The 19,492-nt window shown below is 67.5% G+C and carries 21 protein-coding genes; 11 read left to right on the top strand and 10 right to left on the bottom strand.

The window, feature by feature from the left end:
- Positions 1–75 precede the first annotated feature (75 nt).
- Complete coding sequence (locus ACWDXS_RS01580; protein WP_449960906.1) at positions 76–693, top strand: hypothetical protein; 618 nt, start codon at positions 76–78, stop codon at positions 691–693.
- Between the two features lie 4 nt (positions 694–697).
- Here ACWDXS_RS01580 and ACWDXS_RS01585 read toward each other — a convergent pair whose 3' ends face one another.
- The gene (locus tag ACWDXS_RS01585; protein ID WP_378989764.1) at positions 698–958 is read right to left on the bottom strand and encodes a hypothetical protein; all 261 of its coding nucleotides are present in this window, start codon (positions 956–958) and stop codon (positions 698–700) included.
- Between the two features lie 258 nt (positions 959–1,216).
- Between ACWDXS_RS01585 and ACWDXS_RS01590 the strand changes: the two genes are divergently transcribed.
- Positions 1,217–2,299 carry a fatty acid desaturase family protein gene (locus ACWDXS_RS01590; protein ID WP_449960909.1) on the top strand — a complete coding sequence of 361 codons (1,083 nt, stop codon included), beginning with the start codon at positions 1,217–1,219 and terminating at the stop codon, positions 2,297–2,299.
- A 46-nt stretch (positions 2,300–2,345) separates the two neighbouring features.
- On the opposite strand, the gene ACWDXS_RS01595 is transcribed toward ACWDXS_RS01590, so the two are convergent.
- Positions 2,346–2,807: a PaaI family thioesterase gene (locus tag ACWDXS_RS01595; RefSeq protein ID WP_378630826.1), complete on the bottom strand. Its 462-nt coding sequence runs from the start codon at positions 2,805–2,807 to the stop codon at positions 2,346–2,348.
- Positions 2,808–2,896: 89 nt separating this feature from the next.
- Here ACWDXS_RS01595 and ACWDXS_RS01600 point away from each other — a divergent pair, with 89 nt between their 5' ends.
- Positions 2,897–3,460, top strand: coding sequence for a TetR/AcrR family transcriptional regulator (locus tag ACWDXS_RS01600; protein ID WP_449960913.1), 564 nt, complete (start codon positions 2,897–2,899; stop codon positions 3,458–3,460).
- Positions 3,461–3,505: 45 nt separating this feature from the next.
- Here the strand turns inward: ACWDXS_RS01600 and ACWDXS_RS01605 are convergent, their stop codons facing one another.
- Both ACWDXS_RS01605 and ACWDXS_RS01610 read right to left on the bottom strand, forming a co-directional pair.
- Positions 3,506–4,747 (bottom strand): PE-PPE domain-containing protein, encoded by a 1,242-nt coding sequence (locus ACWDXS_RS01605; protein WP_449960916.1) that lies wholly within the window; start codon positions 4,745–4,747, stop codon positions 3,506–3,508.
- 175 nt (positions 4,748–4,922) lie between these two features.
- A complete protein-coding gene (locus tag ACWDXS_RS01610) occupies positions 4,923–5,618 on the bottom strand; it encodes an LmeA family phospholipid-binding protein (RefSeq protein ID WP_449960918.1) in 696 nt (231 codons plus the stop codon).
- 119 nt (positions 5,619–5,737) lie between these two features.
- Here ACWDXS_RS01610 and ACWDXS_RS01615 point away from each other — a divergent pair, with 119 nt between their 5' ends.
- Positions 5,738–6,586 carry an alpha/beta fold hydrolase gene (locus ACWDXS_RS01615; protein ID WP_449960921.1) on the top strand — a complete coding sequence of 283 codons (849 nt, stop codon included), beginning with the start codon at positions 5,738–5,740 and terminating at the stop codon, positions 6,584–6,586.
- A gap of 62 nt (positions 6,587–6,648) precedes the next feature.
- Positions 6,649–7,776 carry a metallophosphoesterase gene (locus ACWDXS_RS01620; protein ID WP_449960924.1) on the top strand — a complete coding sequence of 376 codons (1,128 nt, stop codon included), beginning with the start codon at positions 6,649–6,651 and terminating at the stop codon, positions 7,774–7,776.
- Positions 7,777–7,806: 30 nt separating this feature from the next.
- Here the strand turns inward: ACWDXS_RS01620 and ACWDXS_RS01625 are convergent, their stop codons facing one another.
- Both ACWDXS_RS01625 and ACWDXS_RS01630 read right to left on the bottom strand, forming a co-directional pair.
- On the bottom strand, positions 7,807–8,871 hold the full coding sequence (locus tag ACWDXS_RS01625; RefSeq protein ID WP_449960927.1) for a PQQ-dependent sugar dehydrogenase: 1,065 nt from the start codon (positions 8,869–8,871) through the stop codon (positions 7,807–7,809).
- A 69-nt stretch (positions 8,872–8,940) separates the two neighbouring features.
- Positions 8,941–9,567: a winged helix-turn-helix transcriptional regulator gene (locus ACWDXS_RS01630; protein WP_378989773.1), complete on the bottom strand. Its 627-nt coding sequence runs from the start codon at positions 9,565–9,567 to the stop codon at positions 8,941–8,943.
- Positions 9,568–9,650: 83 nt separating this feature from the next.
- Here ACWDXS_RS01630 and ACWDXS_RS01635 point away from each other — a divergent pair, with 83 nt between their 5' ends.
- Positions 9,651–10,544 (top strand): alpha/beta fold hydrolase, encoded by an 894-nt coding sequence (locus ACWDXS_RS01635; RefSeq protein ID WP_449960930.1) that lies wholly within the window; start codon positions 9,651–9,653, stop codon positions 10,542–10,544.
- Here ACWDXS_RS01635 and ACWDXS_RS01640 read toward each other — a convergent pair.
- On the bottom strand, positions 10,529–10,951 hold the full coding sequence (locus ACWDXS_RS01640) for a PaaI family thioesterase (protein WP_379312983.1): 423 nt from the start codon (positions 10,949–10,951) through the stop codon (positions 10,529–10,531). The two genes, ACWDXS_RS01635 and ACWDXS_RS01640, sit on opposite strands and share 16 nt — an antisense overlap.
- 55 nt (positions 10,952–11,006) lie before the next feature.
- Between ACWDXS_RS01640 and ACWDXS_RS01645 the strand changes: the two genes are divergently transcribed.
- Positions 11,007–11,624 carry a TetR/AcrR family transcriptional regulator gene (locus ACWDXS_RS01645; RefSeq protein ID WP_387446981.1) on the top strand — a complete coding sequence of 206 codons (618 nt, stop codon included), beginning with the start codon at positions 11,007–11,009 and terminating at the stop codon, positions 11,622–11,624.
- Positions 11,614–12,330 (top strand): HD domain-containing protein, encoded by a 717-nt coding sequence (locus ACWDXS_RS01650; RefSeq protein WP_449960934.1) that lies wholly within the window; start codon positions 11,614–11,616, stop codon positions 12,328–12,330. The genes ACWDXS_RS01645 and ACWDXS_RS01650 overlap by 11 nt, the downstream gene beginning before the upstream one ends.
- Before the next feature lie 39 nt (positions 12,331–12,369).
- Here the strand turns inward: ACWDXS_RS01650 and ACWDXS_RS01655 are convergent, their stop codons facing one another.
- Positions 12,370–13,830 carry a phospholipase D-like domain-containing protein gene (locus tag ACWDXS_RS01655; protein ID WP_449960937.1) on the bottom strand — a complete coding sequence of 487 codons (1,461 nt, stop codon included), beginning with the start codon at positions 13,828–13,830 and terminating at the stop codon, positions 12,370–12,372.
- Between the two features lie 52 nt (positions 13,831–13,882).
- Positions 13,883–14,986 (bottom strand): alanine dehydrogenase, encoded by a 1,104-nt coding sequence (gene ald, locus ACWDXS_RS01660; RefSeq protein WP_378989780.1) that lies wholly within the window; start codon positions 14,984–14,986, stop codon positions 13,883–13,885.
- Positions 14,987–15,106: 120 nt separating this feature from the next.
- On the opposite strand from ald, the gene ACWDXS_RS01665 reads away from it, so the two are divergent.
- From ACWDXS_RS01665 to ACWDXS_RS01675, 3 genes are all read left to right on the top strand, one after another.
- On the top strand, positions 15,107–15,619 hold the full coding sequence (locus tag ACWDXS_RS01665) for an Lrp/AsnC family transcriptional regulator (RefSeq protein ID WP_378989781.1): 513 nt from the start codon (positions 15,107–15,109) through the stop codon (positions 15,617–15,619).
- Between the two features lie 60 nt (positions 15,620–15,679).
- Positions 15,680–16,957: an MFS transporter gene (locus ACWDXS_RS01670; RefSeq protein WP_449960940.1), complete on the top strand. Its 1,278-nt coding sequence runs from the start codon at positions 15,680–15,682 to the stop codon at positions 16,955–16,957.
- Positions 16,958–17,055: 98 nt separating this feature from the next.
- Complete coding sequence (locus ACWDXS_RS01675) at positions 17,056–17,871, top strand: cyclase family protein (RefSeq protein WP_449960943.1); 816 nt, start codon at positions 17,056–17,058, stop codon at positions 17,869–17,871.
- A 6-nt stretch (positions 17,872–17,877) separates the two neighbouring features.
- Here ACWDXS_RS01675 and ACWDXS_RS01680 read toward each other — a convergent pair whose 3' ends face one another.
- Positions 17,878–19,434, bottom strand: a complete 1,557-nt coding sequence (locus ACWDXS_RS01680) for an FAD-binding oxidoreductase (RefSeq protein ID WP_449960946.1) — start codon at positions 19,432–19,434, stop codon at positions 17,878–17,880.
- Positions 19,435–19,492: the final 58 nt, after the last annotated feature.

Genomic DNA, 19,492 nt, shown 5'->3' on the forward strand with positions numbered 1-19,492 from the left:
TTTCGGCGCCGGTGCGTATTCGGTCCGGGTCGGGGTAAGCGCTTCGTACTTCTGTTCTCGATGATCGGAGGCGTCATGGTGGATCACGACGAGAAAGTGCCGACCGGGACCGTCGGGCGACTGCGTATTCCGCGTAGCCGGGGCGCGCTGGGCGGGCTCGCGGTGCTGCTCCTCGGCATCTGGGGCGCACTCATCCCGTTCGTCGGGCCGTACTTCGATTTCGCGTACACCCCCGACGAGCCGTGGGTTTGGACCTCGGCGCGCGGCTGGCTGCAGGTCCTGCCGGGCGTTGTCGCGATCGTCGGCGGACTGCTCATGCTGATGAGCAGGAACCGGGTGGTCGCGAGTTTCGGTGGCTGGCTGTCGGTCGCGGCAGGCGCGTGGTTCGTGATCGGGCCGTTCCTGGCCGATCTGCTGCGTCTCGGGGACATCGGCGAACCGGTCGCCACCTCGGATCTGAAGCGCGCGCTGCTGCAGCTGACGTTCTTCTACGGACTCGGCGCGCTGATCCTGTTCTTCGCCGCGAGCTCGCTGGGCCGGCTATCGGTGCTCAGCACCAGAGACATCGCGTTCGCTGAACGCGCGCGCAGTGTCGAGCAGCGTCGTGTGATCGAGAAAGAGGGACCCGCCACCGGCGGTTACGCCGCGCCTCGACAGCCCTACCCCGCCGATGTGCGGCATCGGCCGGTCTGACGGGCTAGGCCGTTTTGACGGTGACCATCGTGTCGGCGCTCGGGAAGTCGAGCACGCGCAGGCGTCCGGTGACCAGGTCGACGGTGTCGGCGACCACTCGGCCTGCGCGACGGGCGTCGTCGGCGAAGCTGGTGCTGACCACCCGGTAGCTGCGCTTGGCGGTGAGCACGATGTCGCCCGCCCGTAGCGACCCGGCCGCGGTCGGGGGCTCGGTCGGGACCGTCGCCTGTGCCGGTTTCCGTATGAGCTCGATCAATTTCAGCAAGCTGTTCTCCACCCTGTGAACGTCCGCCAGGACGCCCCGTTCGCCGGATTCGCGAACGGTGTCGAGCTTTCTTTACCCGCAGGCGTCACGGTTGAACCCTCGAATCCGCGCCGTCCGCTCGGGCGGCGCGGATGCGTCCGTGGGTCACCGTTCGGTCGCGTCGGCCCGTGGGCGCGTCCGGAATATCACCCCGCAGTCCGATTCGATGTCATACCAAGGGATTACGGCCGACGAGAATTCGGTCGATAGCTTCGGGAGATGACGACACCTGCTCTGGTTCCCGAGTCACCTCCACGGTCGCCGCGGCGCCGCGCCGACGGCGATTACGCCCGCCTGTTGCGCAGAATCTCCGACGCGGGGCTGCTGCGCCGCCGCCCTGTCTACTACGCGACGCGGCTGAGCCTCGTCGGGACCGCGTTCGTGGGCGGCTGGGCGGCGTTCGTCCTCGTCGGCGACTCGTGGTGGACCCTGCTGGTCGCGGCGTTCATGGCCGTGACGTTCGCGCAGGTCGCGCTGGTGATGCACGATGTCGCCCACCGGCAAGTGTTCCGGCTGCGTCAGCCCACCGAGCTCGTGGGAAGGATCGCGGGCAACGCCGGAATCGGCCTCGGCTACGGCTGGTGGCAGGACAAGCACACCCGCCATCACGCCAATCCGAACCACGAGGAACTCGACCCCGATGTCGCACCCGACATCCTGGTCTGGTCACAACAGCAGGCACGTTCCAGCCGCGGTCTGCCGCGTCTCATCGGACGGGCGCAGGCGTTCCTGTTCTTCCCCCTGCTGTTGCTGGAGGGCCTCAACCTGCACCTGGCCGGTGTGCGGGCGCTAAAGAATCGTTCGGTCAAACATCGCGGCTGGGAGGGCGCGCTGCTGTTGGGTCACTTCGCCCTCTACCTGACCGCACTGTTCGCGGTCCTGCCCGCCGACAAAGCTCTTGTGTTCCTCGCCGTCCACCAGGGCCTGTTCGGCCTGTACATGGGCTGCATCTTCGCCCCCAACCACAAGGGCATGCCGACCTTGACCGGTGACGACCGCCCCGACTACCTCCGTCGACAGGTGCTGACCTCCCGCAATGTGCGCGGCGGTGTGGTGACCGACCTCGCCCTCGGCGGGCTCAACTATCAGATCGAACACCATCTGTTCCCGAGCATGCCGACGCCGAATCTGCGTCATGCCCAGGTGATCGTCCGCGACTACTGCGCCGAAATCGGCGTGCCGTACCACGAGACCGGCCTGATCGCCTCGTACCGCGAGGCGCTGACCCACCTGCACCACGTCGGCGCGCCCCTTCGTGCCCCCGAGCCCCCGGATGCCGACGTGCTCCGCCGCGATCGCTGAATCCGGCCCCGGTCACGCTGGTGATCGGGGTTCGCCCCGGCTGAGGTCAGCGATGAATGATGCAGGTGGTGGTGGCGTGGGCGACGAGTTTGCCTGCCTCGTCGAACACCTTGCCTTCGGCTGTGGCCGTGGTGCGGCCGACATGCAACGTCGTGCCGGTGCCGATGAGGCGGCGCCCGTCGGTCGGGACAGATCGGATGTAGTTGACCTTCAGCTCCAGCGTGCCGTATCCGACCCCGGCATCCAGTGCGGAATGAACCGCGCAACCCATCACCGAGTCCAGCAGGGTCGCGCAGATACCGCCGTGGGTGGTGCCGAGTGGGTTGGCGAAATCGGGCCGCGTGACGAGGCTGAACGACACCCGCCCGAACTCGAGTTCCTCGACCGTCATGCCGAGCAGCGTGCCGATTCCGGCTCGATCGGGCATCGCGGTCGCCGCGCGCAGCAGTTCGAGTCCGCTCATGGTGGCGAAATCCGGGGTTTCGGGGTTGTGCGTTGCGGTAGTCATCGTGCCCTCTCTGTGGATAGACCAATCGTTCTATCGTCGACGACGATACCGTAGGATGAACTGATCGGTCTATTGCGGAAGGGTTGCCGATGAACACAGTGGCGGGGCCACGAGAACGCCTCATCCGCAGCGCGATAATCATGATGCGGGAACACGGAGTCGCCGCGACCGGGCTGACCGAGCTCCTCGCCCACAGCAAGACCGCCCGAGGCTCGATATACCTGCACTTCCCCGGCGGCAAGAACGAACTCATGGAGCAAGCGACCCTGCATGCCGGGCAACAGATCAGTGCGACGATCGACGCGCTGGTCGCTGCGTCGTCACCGGCGCAGGTCGTTCTCGGACTGGTGGAAGTCTGGAAGCGGGTACTCGACACGTCGTCGTTCACCGCAGGCTGCCCGATCGTAGCCGCCGCGCAGAGCGGCGCCGACTCGCCGGCCGTGCAAGCGGCGTCGGCCACTGTTTTCGCCGACTGGACCCGCCGACTGGCCGATATGCTGATCTCGACGGGCATGGACTCCGCCGCGGCAGCGTCGGTCGGTAGCGTCATCGTCAGCACGATCCAAGGCGCGATCATTCGAGGTCGCAGCGAGAAATCTCTTCAGCCGCTCGACGACGCGGGGATCAACCTCGTCAAACTTCTCGAACTCTGAAAGTTCGCCGCACACCCGATCGGCGTCGACCTGAGACCGGTGGCGCTAGCCCGTCGGTGTGAAGAGAGCGCGGACGAGAGGCGTCGCTGGGTTCGGAGGTAGCAGATCCTCGGCATTGGCCAGTACCGATTCCAGCGGCAGCGTTCGGTCGGCGTGGTGTGCCGGGTTCTCCATCACCGCGTCGGCGTCGGCGATGCCCTGCTCGATGGCGAGCCGAAGATCGGCCGGCAGCTGAGCGGTCTTCTCCGGGTTCACCGGCTGGTCGAACCGCAGTGGCGTAGGCGTCGAGTAGTCCGCGCGGTCGTATCCCGTTTCGATCAGTACCCGCAGTGCCGGCTCCATCAGGGCGGCCGCGGGTTCTGTCACCGCCGAGTGGTCGGTGTGCTTCCCGAGTGCACGCAGCGGATACAGCAGCGGCAGCGTTCCCTGCGGGTTGGGCAGCGAAATGTAGGTCGTATCGCCGTGGTGCTGGCAGTTCCCGGGATGCGCGGCGCAGTTCTGTTGCGCGATGTAGTCGGAGCGGTCCGGGTATCCGTAGACGGCCGCGCCCGCCTTGGGTTGGCTGCCCGCGCCGTTGCCCTTGGGTTGCAGATACGACGGGTGGATCAGGACAGTGCCCAGCACGGCATTCGCGTCGGCGAGCACATTGAGTGGATACGCCGGAAAGTCCGAGATGCCGTCGTACTGCATCGCGATATCCGTTGTCCGGATGCCGGTATCGGTGGGGGTGGGTGGGCCGAAGCTGATGTCGGCGATCGGGAGCCGACCGAAACGCACCGGCCGTTCGATGATCCCCCCGTTGGGCCGGTTCGGATTCGCGATGAGTACGAACGACAAGCGGTCCTTGTCCGTCTGCGACAGTTCGGCCGAGGCAGCCTTCTCCGCGCTGGCCACTGTCGCGCCCTGTGAGTATCCGAAGATGACAACGGCGCCGCCCGGATTCGAATCCATGACTCGCGTCGCGATCGCGTCGAGGTTCGCCACACCGTCGGCCACCGAGGTGTCCCACTTCGCCGACGACGCGTCCGGGCCTTTCGACGAGATGACCGGCCACAGCGCCGCGTCGTACGGGACGGGAACGAAGGCGACGCCGGGACACTCGTTGTCGGTGCAGCCGCGAGCGCCGGGATCGATGAAGTTCTGGTACGCGTTGCTTTCGAAGTTGTGCGCCACCGCGGGGTCGCTGGTACCGGTTCCCGGAACGATCAGCGCCGTCGTCGCCAAGGCCACCGTGCCGAAAGCCTGTGCCTTGACCCAACTCACGCCCAGCGCCGTCAGCACTGCCACGGACGCGCCGTCGCGGATCATCGACCGCCGTCGACGGTCACCACCGAATCCGGTCGCGACGGGCGGTGTATCGGCAACTCGCGCTCTCGACGCCTGCATCATTGACTATCCCTTCGATGGGAGGAAGTGCGAGGTCAGGGCAATTCTGGCGGACCGTGCTACCGGGCAAGGAGTGTTACGGAAGATCGTCGAAACGCACGTCGTGGGCTACGGCGGTCGCGTGTAGACCGTCGGCGCCCGGTTGGATGGCGGTCAGGCGGGCACCGAGCGGCAGTGCTTGCAGCGGCACGACGAAGGTCAGCGATTGGCGCAGCAATGCCAGGGAGATCGTCGGTCCGCCTGCCGCCGCCTGGACCGAGACCGGGGTGACCTCGATGCCCGCCTCGGTCGGTGCGACGGTGACGAAAACCGTCGCGGGCACCGAGATCCCCGCCACCGAGAACGACCCGGTGGCGCGCAGCCCTTGCGGACTGTCGGAGATCGACTCCACGCCCGCCGGCGCGAAACCCAGCACGACGTCGTAGGGGACCACCGCGGTCGCGGTCGCTGTAGCCGCGACAAGTTCGGACGTGCGGTTGTTGATCAGGTCGCCCAGCGGTGCGGAGACGTCGGTCAGTGCGACGTCGAGATCGTGGACGGAAATGTTGTGCCCACTCCAGTCGCCGATCCGGATGTCGATGTCGGAATAGGTACCGGCGACCGCCTGGGTCAGGAACGGAAACCCGGCGATCTCGACATCCGGTCGCTCCGCAAGGTCGTACTCGGCGGCAACCTGGCGTCCGATCTCGTTCTGCGCCACTACAACTGCGACCCGATCGCCCACAACCAGCCCGATCGCCAGCACAACGATCAGGATCAGCAGGGCACGCATACATTCACCATCTCGGCCATCCCCCCATCATGCTGTGGATCGCGACCGAATGCTGCCCTCGACCCGCCAGATATTCCTCTACCGTGGGTGGTTGCCGCGTTCACCGAAGGAGAGCCGAGTTGCTGAGCCCGTGGGATGGCCGACCGACATTCGTGTTCGTGCACGGCGCGCACGGCAACGCCGGATACTGGACACCTCTCCTGCGTGAACTCGGACTGTGTGGACACAGAGCGATCGCCGTCGACCTCCCGGGCCACGGCGCCGACGCCTACTTCCCGATGTCCTACCAGGCCCCGCAGGACCTCGCCGCATTCACGGAACTGCCGGCGCCGACGGCTGCGGTGACACTGCAGGACAACGTTTCTCACGTCGAAACCATCGTTCGCAGAGCCGGGGTGTTCGGGCCGGTCGTGCTCGTGGGGACCAGCGGTGGAGGCGCCACGATCAGCGCTGTCGGCAACGCGATTCCCGAGGCGCTCGCCCGCGTCGTCTACATCTCCGCCTGGTGCTGCGTCGAACTCCCCAGCGTGGCCGCCTATCTGGCAACCCTCGGCCACCACGACGTCGCCACCGTCCCGGTCAACTGGCGTACGGCTGACCCGGACACGCTGACGGCGCTCAAGGACGGTCTGATGGCCGACGCCACCGACGAGCAATTCCGCGCCTGCCTGAACCTGCTGGAACCGGCGGATTCCCCCTCTGTACTGACCGCCGATTCGCGCGTGCACGCCACCACCTGGGGAAAGATCCCACGCACCTATATCCGGCTGTCCCGGGACCGGGCGATCCCACCCGAAATGCAGGACAAGATGATCGCTGAAGCCGACGCCCTCACACCCGGCAATCCTTTCGACGTCCACACGGTCGACACCAGCCACATGGGGATTCGCCTGCACCCCACCGAGATAGCGGACATCCTCGACCGCCTCACGAGTTCGGATGACCGTGCCGGCGATGCGACGACCTGAACTGAAATGATCTGGGGTGGCGTGCTGCCCGGACGGGGTGGCCCTGGGTGGAACGGGACTTCGTGAGCTCCGCTGTAGTGCTGATAGTGATCGTGTTGGTTGCGGCGGTGATGTTCGCGGTGCCGTGGTGGGTGCTGGTTGCCGCGCCGACCGGGCGCAGTGGGTTGCGGTATCGGGTCGGGACCGGGGTCTGCGTTGCCGGCTTCGTCGGTCTGCCTGTCGCCATGTTCTTCGGGCACGGTCCGCCGCAGTTCGACCCGGCGGCGATTGCCGGTGACGTGCTGCTCGGGGTGTTGTGGGTGGTGTTCGTCTGGTCGGTGATCGGGTCGGTTGTCCGGGGTGTGCTGCGCGTTGCCGGGGTCACCGGGATGCGCGTTACCCAAGGGGTGGCTCTGGGTGTGGTGGTGGTGTCGGCGGTGCTCACGGGGTACGGGGTGTACGAGGCGCGGCGGGTGCCGCAGGTTCGGACCGTCGACATCGCGATCCCGGGCTTGGCCGAGGGACTCGACGGGCTGCGGGTCGTGGTGCTCACCGATACTCACTTCGCCGCGATCGACCGGGAGGGATGGTCGCGAGGGGTCGTCGACGTGGTGAATGCGCAGCGGCCCGACATCGTGGGGCTGGCCGGGGATCTCGTCGACGGTTCGGTGGAGCAGCGCCGCGATCAGGTCGCCCCGCTCGCCGACGTCGAAGCGCCGCTCGGCCGGTTCTACATCACCGGCAATCACGAGTACCTCGACGACGCCCAGAGCTGGATCGACTACATGGCCGGCATCGGCTGGCAGCCGCTGCACAACGCGCACCGGACCATCGACCGCGACGGTGACCGGTTGGTTGTCGCCGGTATCGACGACCCCACCGCCGATGTGCCCGGACACGGTCCCGACCTGCCCGCCGCGCTCGCGGGCACCGACCCCGCCGCACCGGTCGTCCTGCTGGCCCACCAGCCCGCACAGGTCACCGACAGTGCCGCGGCCGGGGTGGAACTGCAGATCTCCGGGCACACCCACGGCGGTCAGATCTGGCCGTTCCACTATCTGGTCCGACTCGATCAGCCGGTCGTCTCCGGCCTGAGCAGGCACGCGAACACCCAGCTCTACACCAGCCGCGGCACCGGCTACTGGGGTCCGCCGATGCGGGTGTTCGCACCGAGTGAGATCACCGTGCTGGTGCTGCATCCCCAGCGGTGAACGCCTGCGGCACAGGATGTTTCGCCGCGCTCAGGTGCCGAGTCCGAGCCGGACGATGCGGTCGTCCCTGTCGGTGGGATCACCGCGGCCGTCGGTATTGTTCGTCAGCAGCCACAGGGACCCGTCCGGCGCGACGGCGACATCGCGAAGGCGTCCGTACTCGCCGACGAGGAGCTCGGTCGAGTGGGCGAGGTCGTCGAGCGGGATTCGGCGCAGTCGCTCACCGCGCAGATTCGCGAGGTAGACGGACCCGTCGACAGTCGTCATCCCGCTCGGGCTGGCCTCGGACGGTTTCCACTGCTGCACAGGGTCGAGGAAACCCGCCCGCCCCGCGATGCCTTCGACCTCGGGCCACCCGTAATTTCCGCCGGGTTGGATGAGATTGAGTTCGTCCCAGGTGTTCTGGCCGAATTCACTGGCGAGCATCCGCCCGTCCGGCGCCCAGGTGATGCCCTGCGGGTTCCGGTGGCCGTAGCTGTAGACGAGTGATTCCGGCAGAGGGTTGTCGGCGGGTGCCCGCCCGTCCGGTGTCATGCGCAGGATCTTTCCGCCGAGGGACGCGCGATCCTGGGCCGTTCGGCGATTACCCGCGTCGCCGACGGTGGCATACAGCATTCCGTCGGGTCCGAAGGCGATCCGGCCGCCGTTGTGGTTGGTGGCGGCGGGTAGGCCGGTGAGAATCGGTGTGCCGCTGCCCAGCCCGAGGTTGCCGGGCTGCCCGGTGAGGTCGAATCGTTCGATGCGATTGTCGTCGGCGGTGGTGTAGTAGGCGAACAGGTGCCCCTCGCGCACCGCGATGCCGAGCAGACCGCCCTCGCCGGACGGCTCGACGTCCTCGATGACCCCCACCTCGTATTGTGTTCCGTCGGTACCGATTTCGAGGATACGGGCGCTGTCACGTTCGCTCACCAGTGCGGTCGAGCCGTGGAAGGCGATCGACCACGGTGCGTCGAGCTCCTCGGTGACGGTGGAGTCGGGGCCGGACGCGCCGGTCCGGGTGGTTGCCTGCTCGGCCCGCTCGCTGGGGGCGCAGCCGCACAGCAGAGCGATGGCCGAGCCGAACGCCACGAGACACGCTCTGGTGCGGAACTCCATGTCTTCGAGACTAAACCCGCTGTTCGATCGCTTACCAGGTGTGGCGAGCGCCTGAAACCGGTGACCGCGTCAGGCGAAGACAGCGCGCGCAACGGACTCGTCGCCATCGATCGCGACCAATCCGAGCGCGAGGGCATCGCTGAGAGTGATCGCGCCGGCGGCGAGGCCGAGGATGTAGCCGGGGTCAGCGCGGACAGTGGCGTCGAGTGCGCGGCCGTCATGCGCGCCGACCTCGAAGCCCGAGCGCGACGCGCGGAGCTGGAAGAGTGAGTCGCCGATCTCGAGACCGACTGTCGCCGACGGACGAACCTCGATACGGGCATCGAGCAAGGCGGGGACGGCGAGGGCTAGCCATCCGGGGCGGAAGGCGTCACCGTCGGCGGGACCACGAACCATCAACGGTGTGGACCAGCGAATCAGGCTCTCGATCGGTCGGCGCAGCTCGGCACCCCACGGCGTCAGGGCGTACTCGACCACGCTGCCCTCGCCGGTCAGTCGCCGCTCGACCACACCCGAGGCCTCGAGGTCGCGAAGCCGGTCGGCGAGCAGGTTGGTCGCGATGCCGGGCAGGCCCTCGATCAGGTCCCGGTAGCGAGCGGGGGCAAGGAGAAGCTCGCGGACGATGAGCAGGTTCCACCGGTCACCGACGACTTCGAGGGATCGGGCGAGCCCGCAGTACTGACCGTAGCTACGCATCGTTTCCTACCATCGCTTGATCTTCTCAAGTGCACGTGAGATCCTCAAGTATACCCTGATGCCGAGCCCTGAGGGGGGCCACCATGGTCGACACCACCAAGCGCGTGCGGCCCGGTTGGGTCGACGACGAACTGTTCCCGTTCGAGAGTCGATTCGTCGAGATCGACGGGCACACCGTGCACTACGTCGACGAGGGATCAGGCCCCACTCTGCTGCTCCTGCACGGCAATCCGACCTGGTCGTTCCTGTGGCGCGACGTGATCGGTGCACTGCGCGCCGACTTCCGTTGCGTCGCACTCGACTACCCGGGATTCGGGCTGTCCTCGCCGCGGCCCGGCTACCGCTTCCTGCCCGAGGAACACGCAGCGGTGGTCACCGGGTTCGTCGACGCGCTCGGCCTCGAGGGAGTCACCTTGGTCGGGCAGGATTGGGGCGGCATGATCGGCCTGGCGGTCGCGCAGCGGCGGCCGGGCGTCTTCGATCGGCTGGTTCTCGCCAACACGTGGGCCTGGCCGGTCAACGGGGTCCTCCACTTCGAGGCCTTCGGTCGCATCATCGGCGGCCCCGCGATCCGCTTCCTGGTCCGGCGGCTCAACCTCCTCGTGAACGGGTTCATTCCCACCGGCCATCGACGGCGAAAGCCGACCGCAGCCGAAATGACGCACTACCGTCAGGCGCTCGGCACCCCTGAGCGGCGCCAAGCCAGCGCCGTGCTTCCCGGCCGGGTTCTCGCGAGCCGGGACTTCTTCGCCGAGGTCGAGGCCGGGCTCGGCGACGTCGCTCATCTGCCGACGCTGATCGTGTGGGGCGATGCCGACATCGCCTTCCGTGCGCAGGAGCGCGAGCGTCTGGAAGCGACGTTCACCGACCACAAGACGGTGATCGTCGAGGGTGCGGGCACCTACGTCGAGTCCGACGCACCCGAGGAGTTCGTCGCCGCGATCCGCGACTGGACGGCGATTCAGCCCACTTTGTAAGTGCCGCCGCCCGCCGCGATCAACCGACCGTCATCGGTGGCGACGATGTCGACCCGGCAGGTGCTGAGCCGGCGGCCCGCGCGCAGGCGGGTGCCGATGATGTCGATGCTTTCGGCGCGGGCGGGCTGGATGAAGTCGATCGACATCGAGACGGTGACGCCGCGCAGCTGCTCGGGCAGGCGCGCGCCTGCCCAGGACGCGGCCATGATGCCGATATCGATGCAGCTCGCGAGGGCGCCGCCGTGAACCATGTCGCCGACCGTGACGAGTTCGTCCCGGAACGGCATGCGCAGGCGGGCCCGGCCTTCGTCGATGTCGATGAGCTCGATGCCCATGTGCTGGACGAAAGGGGATTGGGGCAGGAACAGCGACATTGCTTCGCTGCCGGTGCGGGGGGAGGTGATCATCGAGACTCCTATCGGAAGTTGACTACGATATCGGAATGAGACTACGGTATTTCGTATGACGTTGGAACCCCCGACAGACCGACGAAAACGCCGGACACACACCGCCGTTCTCGATGCCGCGCAGATCCTGTTCCAGCGAGAGGGCTACCGCGGCACCACCATCGACATGCTCGCCGGTGAGGCCGACGTCGCGGTCAGTTCGATCTACGCCAACTTCCGTGCGGGCAAGGCCGATGTGTACGCCGCGCTGGCGTGGCGCATCGCGACCCGCCATGCGGAGGCGATGTCCGCACCGACCGGCGACGAGCCGATTCCGCGCGACGAAGTGGCCGCCGTCTTCGACCGCTACGTCACGTTCCATCGGGAGAACCCGCTCGCGCTGCGCATTCTGGCGCTGACCGACGTCGATATCAGCGAATCCGAACTGGCGGCGAAAGCCAAGACGCAGATCGACGGTGTGCTGGGCGGGTTGGTCGAATCCTTCGCCGCCGCAGTGCGGCGCGGGGGATGCGATGTCGAAGCCCGTGCGCTGGTGCTGGTTTCGTGGGCGGCGGTGAACGGTGCCTACTCGTTGTTCCAGCGACGGATGGTCGACCGATCGACCCTGGATGTCATGCTCGGTATCGCCCGAGCCGATCTTCTTTCCCATGTGGGCGGCCACGATGAAGCGTGACGGCGAGCTCAGCCGACGGCAGCAGATCCGTACTGTGAGTGCGGCATCGGTCGCGCAGACCATGGCCCTGCCCCATCTCGTTCGCGGGCTGCGCCGCGGCGGCGACGTTTCGGGGTGGCCTGCCCCGGTACCGCCGGATTCGCGGCTGTGTCGCTCCGCGCTCGACGAGGCGACGGAAGTGCTCACTCCGGCGCTGCTCGCGCACAGTCTGCGATGCTGGGAATTCGGTACGGCCTTGGCGCAAGTGGACGATCTCGCGCCCGATCCTGAGGCGCTCTACCTCGCGTGCGTCCTGCACGATGTCGGAGTGGGTGCGCCCGACGATGCGACGACGGGGTGTTTCGCCCTGCTCGGCGCCGACCGGGCTCGCACGTTCGTCACCGACCGGGGCGCTACCCCCGAGCTGGGCCAGTGCGTCCATACCGCCATCGCCCGGCACATGGATCCGCGTACTCCGCGCGACGACGGCGCCGAAGCGAGGTTGCTGCACGACGCCGCCCACCTGGACGTCGTCGGGCTGCGCGCCCACCACCTCGATCCCGGTCGGATCGCCGAAATCCACGCCCGCCACGGACGCGACGGATTCAGTAGCGAGTTCGCCGCCGCGATGCGCCACGAAGCGCGCGTCCGCCCACGCTCGACAGCGGCGACACTGTGGTGGGCGGGAATGCCGATCGCCATCGCGCTGAATCCCCTCGATCGCTGACGGCGGTCGAGGGGGCAGGCAGCGATCAGGAAACCCGGATCAGTCGGTGCGGACACCCCGGGCCGGAAACAGGCTGTCCCACAGTCGCGTCGGGGTTCGCTCGGGATCCATCAAGTCGTTCTCGGCCAGGGGACTGTCCTCGTTCTCGACGGTCGCCGGCTCGAATCGTTGCAGGGTCCGGCCGTCGCCGCGCAGTGCCTCGACGGTGCGCACCAGCGAGGATGTCTCGGCGAGCGTGGCGTCGAACTTCGCGGGTTCGGCGTCGAGATGTTCGCACAGCAGCGTGCGCCGGATGCCGAGGATGGTCTCGCGCAGTTGCTCACCGTCCGCGGTGGCAGGGGTGACCTCGACGGCCAGATCGCATTCGGTGTCGAATCCCATCGAACGGTTGTTGAGATTCGACGATCCCACCCGCAGCAGGCGGTCGTCCATCACCAACACCTTGGCATGGACATAGATGGGCGCACCGGCGGCGGTGACGGGATAGTAGACGCCGAGCCGATTCTCGGTGTCGGCCTTCCACAGCAGGTGCAGCAGGCGGCGGCGGGCTCCATCCATGGCCTGTTGCTCGAGCCAGCCGTCGGCGTTGCGGGGCAGTACCAGCACGACCTCCGGGCCGTTGCGCTCGCGCAGGCGGGTCGCGATCGCCTCTGCGAGCGTGCGCGAGGCGAGGTACTGGCTTTCGATGTAGAGCGACCTGGTGGCGCCCGCGATCGCCGCCAGATACAGCGCCTCGATCTCACGAACTTCGGCGCGGTCGGCGAGTTCGGGCAGCGTCCGCGCGATACCGACATCGACCGACCGCATCGTCGGTTCCAGGCCCTGCGGCCACGGAGTGTCCCCGGCGATCTCGCCGAGCGGGTCCAGTTCCCGGCCGGTGGCCGCTTTCCATCTGGCACGAGCCAGCTCGCCGATGGCTTTCGCCGCGTCCCCGTCGACGGCGGTGGTCGCGTCGTGCCAGGGACCGTAGCGGTTGCCGTTCGGCGCGGTCCGGAAACCGTTGTCGTCGCGGTGGTCGCTGGTGTCCCAGCGATCGACAGTCATGTCGATGCCGCCGCAGAACGCGAGCCGGTCATCGATCACCACGATCTTTTGATGATGTGCCGACCCGATCGGGTGCGCGGCGTCCATTTCGAAGTGCAGCCGACGGTCGGTCAGCCAGTTGACGACGAAGATGGGTGTCATCCCGCGGCTCATCGCGGTGAAGGCGCCGATGTTCCATTTCAGCAGATAGATCTCGAGGTCCGGGCGATGCCGTGGCAGCCAGGACAGAAATTTGCCCAGCCGCTCTGGTCCTTCGAGGGTCTTGCCGTGTGGTTCGAATTTGATCCGGGTGTCGAAATCCCAGCCGATCAGCACGATGCGCTTGCTGGCTTGCAACATCGCCGACTTGGCATGGCGGAAGTAGTCCGCCGCGTCGACGATGCATGCCAGCCGGTCCGCCTCGGCGATCTGCCAGCAGGTTTCGCCGGGAGAAAGGATCGGTTGCTCGTCGCGCATGGGTAGTCAGTTCTTTCGTCCGTCCGGCCACCCGTCCCCGCAGGTGAACGATTCACACTACTGCGTGGACCCCCAGGTCGTGGGCCGCGGCGACCGCGGCGTTGGTGAGGTTGCCCGCATGGGTGTTCAGGCCCAGCGCGAGACCGGGATCTTCGGCGCAGGCGCGTTCCCAACCCTTGTCGGCCAAGGCCACCACGTAGGGCAGGGTGGCGTTGGTGAGTGCGTAGGTCGAGGTGTGCGGTACCGAGCCCGGCATGTTCGCCACGCAATAGAACGTCGTTTCGTGGACCGGATAGGTCGGCTCCGCGTGGGTGGTGGGGTGGGTGTCTTCGAAGCAGCCGCCCTGATCGACCGCGATATCGACCAGCACCGAACCCGGCTTCATCTGCGCGACGAGGTCGTTGCTCACCAGCTTCGGGGCGGCGGCGCCGGGGATCAGCACAGCGCCGATCACCATGTCCGCCGCGCGGACCTGCTCGGCGATCGCCAGCTTCGACGACGCCAGGCCGCGCACACGGTTGTTGTAGCGCCAGAACGACATCCGCAACTTGTCGAGATCGGTGTCGAGCAGGGTCACGTCCGCGCCCATACCCAAGGCGATGTTGGCCGCGTTCTGGCCCGCGACGCCCGCCCCGATGATGACCACCTTGGCCTGGTCGACACCGCCGACACCGCCGAGCAGCACTCCGCGACCACCGTAGGGCTTCATCAACGCGTGCGCGCCGACCTGCGGCGCCAGACAGCCCGCGACCTCCGACATCGGATACAGCAACGGCAGCGCCCCGGACGGCAGTTGCACGGTCTCGTAGGCGATGGCCGTAACCCGGTGCGCCAGTAGCTGTTCGGTCAACGGCCGATCCGCGGCCAGATGCAGGTAGGTGAACAGGGCGAGTCCTGCGCGCAAGCGGTGATACTCCTGGGCGACTGGCTCTTTGACCTTCAACACCAGGTCCGCCCCGGCCCAGACGTCGTCGGCCGCGGTGAGGATCTGTGCTCCGGCCGCGAGGTATTCGGAGTCGGGAATCGACGATCCCACCCCGGCCCCGGCTTCGATGATCACGTGGTGACCGTTCGACACCAGTTCGTGCACGCCGATCGGTGTGATCGCCACACGAAACTCGTTGTTCTTGACTTCCTTGGGGACACCGATGCGCATGGAAGCTCCTCCTCGAGGATGTTCGGGTTCTGACACGAGCATCAGCGATAACCACAGCAATCAGCGATAAACTCTGCACAATCAGCGGAATCAGGCGTCTCAGCTGAGTATCCTGCGGTGATGGCGTCGCGACAGCAACCCCGACCGCGCCCCGTGCAGCCGTTCCGGGGGTCGCCGTCGAGCCTGGACGACATCGACCGCCAGCTGCTCGCCGAACTCGCCGAGGACGCGCGCGTACCCAACAACGTCCTGGCCGCCCGGGTGGGCATCGCCGCGTCGACCTGTTCGCTGCGGCTGCGCAGGCTCCGCGAACTCGGTGCGATCCGCGGCTTCTACACCGACATCGCCCCGGAGGCGCTGGGGCTGCCCCTGCAGGCGATGATCTCGGTCCAGGTCCAGCCGGCGGCGCGGGCGCGAATCGGTGAACTCAGCGCCAAGCTCGCCGCGCTGCCGGGTGTGGTGAATGTGTACTTCCTCGCCGGGACGGTCGACTTCTTGATCCAGGTGTCGGCGGCCTCACCGGACGCGTTGCGCGAGTTCGTCACCCAGGAGCTCAGCGCGACCCGCGAATTCGCCTCGACCGAGACGAGCTTGGTCTTCGAACACATTCGCAGCCCACCGCCCACCCGCTGAGATCGGATCACGCCGAGCCTGTGCACTGTGCCCGCGTGGACTCTCTGCGACGATGTGCCCATGAGCACCACCACCCGACCGGGTGTGATCACGGCAGGCACGCTGGTTCTGTTGTCGTCGCTGTACTTCGCGCAGGGGCTGCCGTTCGGCTTCTTCACCCAGGCGCTGCCGGTGGTGTTGCGCGAATCGGGCTATTCGCTGGTGGCGATCAGTGCCTCGGGGGTGCTGTTCCTGCCGTGGGCGCTGAAGTTTCTCTGGGCGCCCTACGTCGACCGCTACGGCACCCGGCGCACCTGGCTGCTGGTGTTGCAACTGCTGTCGGCCGCGGTCGCGCTGGTGCTGGCCTGCCTGGATCTGTCGTCCTCGCTGCGATGGTTGTTCGCGGGCATCGTGGTGGTGAATCTGCTGTCGGCGACCCAGGACGTGGCGACCGATGGTGTGGCCGTGCGATTACTCGGGCCGCGTGAGCGTGGGCTGGGCAACGGGATCCAGGTCGGTGCCTATCGCATCGGGATGATCGTCGGCGGTGGCGCCCTGCTGTGGTTGTTCGCACTGGCCGGGTGGCGGGCACTGTTCCTGGCCATGGCGGCGTTGATCGTGCTCACCACGGTGCCGGTATGGCTGATGCGCGAGCGGGTCGCGGACCGGCTGCCGGCACCGAAGCCCACGCGGTTGCTCGGCGCCTGGTGGACCCGATTGCGCCGCCCCGGCATGCTGGCCTTCATCGCGTTGATCGGCGCCTTCAAATTCGGTGACTCGATGGCCGCGGCGCTCACCGGTCCCTTCCTGTCCGACGCCGGACTCGGCCTCAGCGAGATCGCGCTGATCAAAGGCGTCCTGTCCTCGGCGGGTGCGCTGGCGGGCGCGGCCATGGGCGGCTGGCTGGCCTACCGCTACGGCCGTCGGCAGGCGCTGCTGATCGGCGGTGTCACCCAGACCGCGAGCATTGCGCTGTATCTGGTCGCGTCCCTCGGCCTCGGTGGCTTCGAACTTCTGGTCGCGGCAAGCCTGGCCGAACACATCTTCGGCGGTGCCGCCACCGTCGCCGTCTTCGCGCTCATGATGGACGCGTCCGAATCCGAGCACGCGGGCAGCGACTACACCCTGCTCGCCTGCGCGATCGTCGTCGTCCAAGGCATCGCCGGGATGGCCGCGGGTCTCATCGGCGACCTGGCCGGATATCCCACACTCTTCGCCACCGGTCTCATCCTCTCCGGACTCGGTTGCGCCGCGATGATTCTCGGCCTGTCGCGGGGTCTCGGTCCCACCGGCCTGCACCGAGCCCTCGTGCCGACGGACAGTCCACGACACGACGGCGACCGCAGCGCCGTCCGGTAGCCCGGCGAACGCGGTCCACCTGGTCGACCGGAAATCCCGGCCTTGCCATCGACGCCGATCAGAGGCCGTACCGGGCTCGCTCGGCTATCTTGAGTCCGATGTGCTCGCCGGAGATCGTTCGTCTCGCCCACGAGAGTGCGCCGCAGCCGAGTCGGCGGGCGGTGTTCGGTCTCGCGGGCCTCACCGCATTGGCCGCGGTGGCGCCCGCCCCTGCGGTCGCCGCGCCGCGCTCCGGCGTCGTCGACCTCACCCACACGCTCACGCCGCAACTGCCGGTGTGGCCGGGTAATCCGCCGATGGCCATGGTCCCGGTGGCCTGGCACGCGGCGGGTGGGTTCGGGCAGTTCGCGCTCAGGTACTGGGAGCACACGGGAACCCATCTCGACGCGCCCGCGCATCGGATCCCCGGCGCCACGACCACCGATGTCCTCGCTGTCGAGGACCTCGTCGCGCCGCTCGTCGTCCTCGATATCAGTGCCAAAGCCGCCGTCGACGTCGACGCGGTGGTGACCATCGCCGATATCGACAGCTGGCGATCACGGCACGGTGACATCCCCGAGCGGGCCTTCGTCGCGATGTATTCCGGCTGGGAACATCGCCTCGACCGACCGTCGGCCTTCCTCAATCTCGACGAGCGCGGCACACCACACGCGCCGGGATTCTCCGCCGAGGCCGCGCGATACCTCGTCGCGCACTGCGGAATCGTCGGCGCCGGAGTCGACACGCTCAGCCTGGATTGCGGTGCCGATCCCGAATACGGTGCGCACACAGCCTTTCTCGGCGCGGGGCGCTACGGGGTGGAGATGCTCGCCAATCTCGCCACGGTCCCGGCGACGGGCGCGACGATCGTCGTCGGCGCACCGAACCACGCGGGCGGCACAGGCGGACCGTGCCGGGTGCTCGCACTCACCTGACCACCGTCACCAGTCCGGTCGACCGATCGACAGTCGGTGCCGGAAAATGTTTCCCGGATCCGCGGCCGCCTTGACTCGGAGCAGTCGCCGATAGTTGTCGCCGTAATAGAAGGCGTGCCACGGCAGGCCGGAGGTGTTCCATTCGGCATCGGCCAGATCCGGGTCCGGGTAGTTGATGTAACTGCCGCCGTAGGCCTTGTTCGGCACCGGAACACCACCGGTTTCGGCGTGGACGTCGCGATACATCTCGCGCGCCCAGCGCACATACCGGTCGTCATCCGACGGCAGTCGCCACGATGCGTGGATCAGCATCTTCATGAACGAATCCCGGGCGGGCATCGCCGTCGCGTCGCCGGCGACGGCATTGATCGCGCCGCCGAACGGCAGGAATTCGAGCTGGGACTCACCGAGGAAACGGAGATCGGTGATGGAGCGGTAGAAGATTCGGAGTTGATCGGCCGAGTACGCCGTGCGCAGATAGGCGGCTTTGACCTTGACGCGCGTGGTGTTCACGCCCTTCGCGTAATACACCTGGTTCACAGTGTCGGCGTAGGACAGCTGGGCGAGCGGGGTGAGAATGGGCGGCGGGAACACGCCGTCGCTCACCGCGGCGACGAATTCGTCGAAACGGGTTCGCGCGTGCGGTGTTCCGGCATCGAGCAGGATCAGCATCTCGGCCGCGCCGGTGCCGGTCGTCCGGATCATCAGCGGCGCGTAGAGACCGGCGAAGTCATTGCCGGGGGCGCTGTGGCGTTCGAAGAACCCGAGATAGTTGGTGAGTAACCGGACGAACGAATCCTCGGTCGTGATCGGCAGGATCAGTCGCGCGTTGAGCATGCTGCCCGGCGGCTTCGGTAGCGCGTGTGCCGGGTCCGCGCCGTCTGATTCGGGCGACCGGAGCAGATACCGGGTCACCACACCGAAATTGCCGCCGCCGCCACCGGTATGCGCCCACCACAGATCGCGGTCTGGGCCATCGCCGGTCGCGACCACGATGTTCGCCGTGCCGTCGGCATCGACGGTGACGACTTCCACCCCGGCCAGGTGATCGGCCACGAGTCCGAAGCGCCGCGACAGCGGGCCATAGCCACCACCGCAGACGTGACCGCCCATCCCGACGCCGAGACAGATCCCACCCGGCACGGTGACGCCCCAGCGGTGCAGGGCGTTGTAGACGGTGCCGATGTCGGCGCCGGCGTCGACGGAGAACGCGCGGTGCCGCTCGTCCCAGAACACCGCGTTCAGCCGGCCGAGGTCGATGATCGAACGGGTCCGGTCGTTGTCGACGAAATCATCGAAGCAATGTCCGCCCGAGCGCGCCGCGATCGGCGAGCCCTCGGCCACCGCCCCGGCCACCGCGCGACGAACCTCCTCGGCGCTGGAAGGCACGAAGATCTTCGCGGGTCGAGCCACGAAGCGCCGGTTGTAGCCGCGCGCGGCCAGCGACTGGAACTCGCTCGTGCCGAGCACCGGCTCCTCGGCGCGGCTCACGGGCACACCCAGCGCGGCCGCTGCGCCACCGGCCGCGGCCGCGGCGATCAACTGTCGACGGGAGAGCGCCACCGGGTTCCTTTCGCGCCGTGTTCGAGGATCTGCTCGGACAGTAGCGGAATCGCCAGGG

Source organism: Nocardia sp. NPDC003183 (assembly GCF_053590715.1).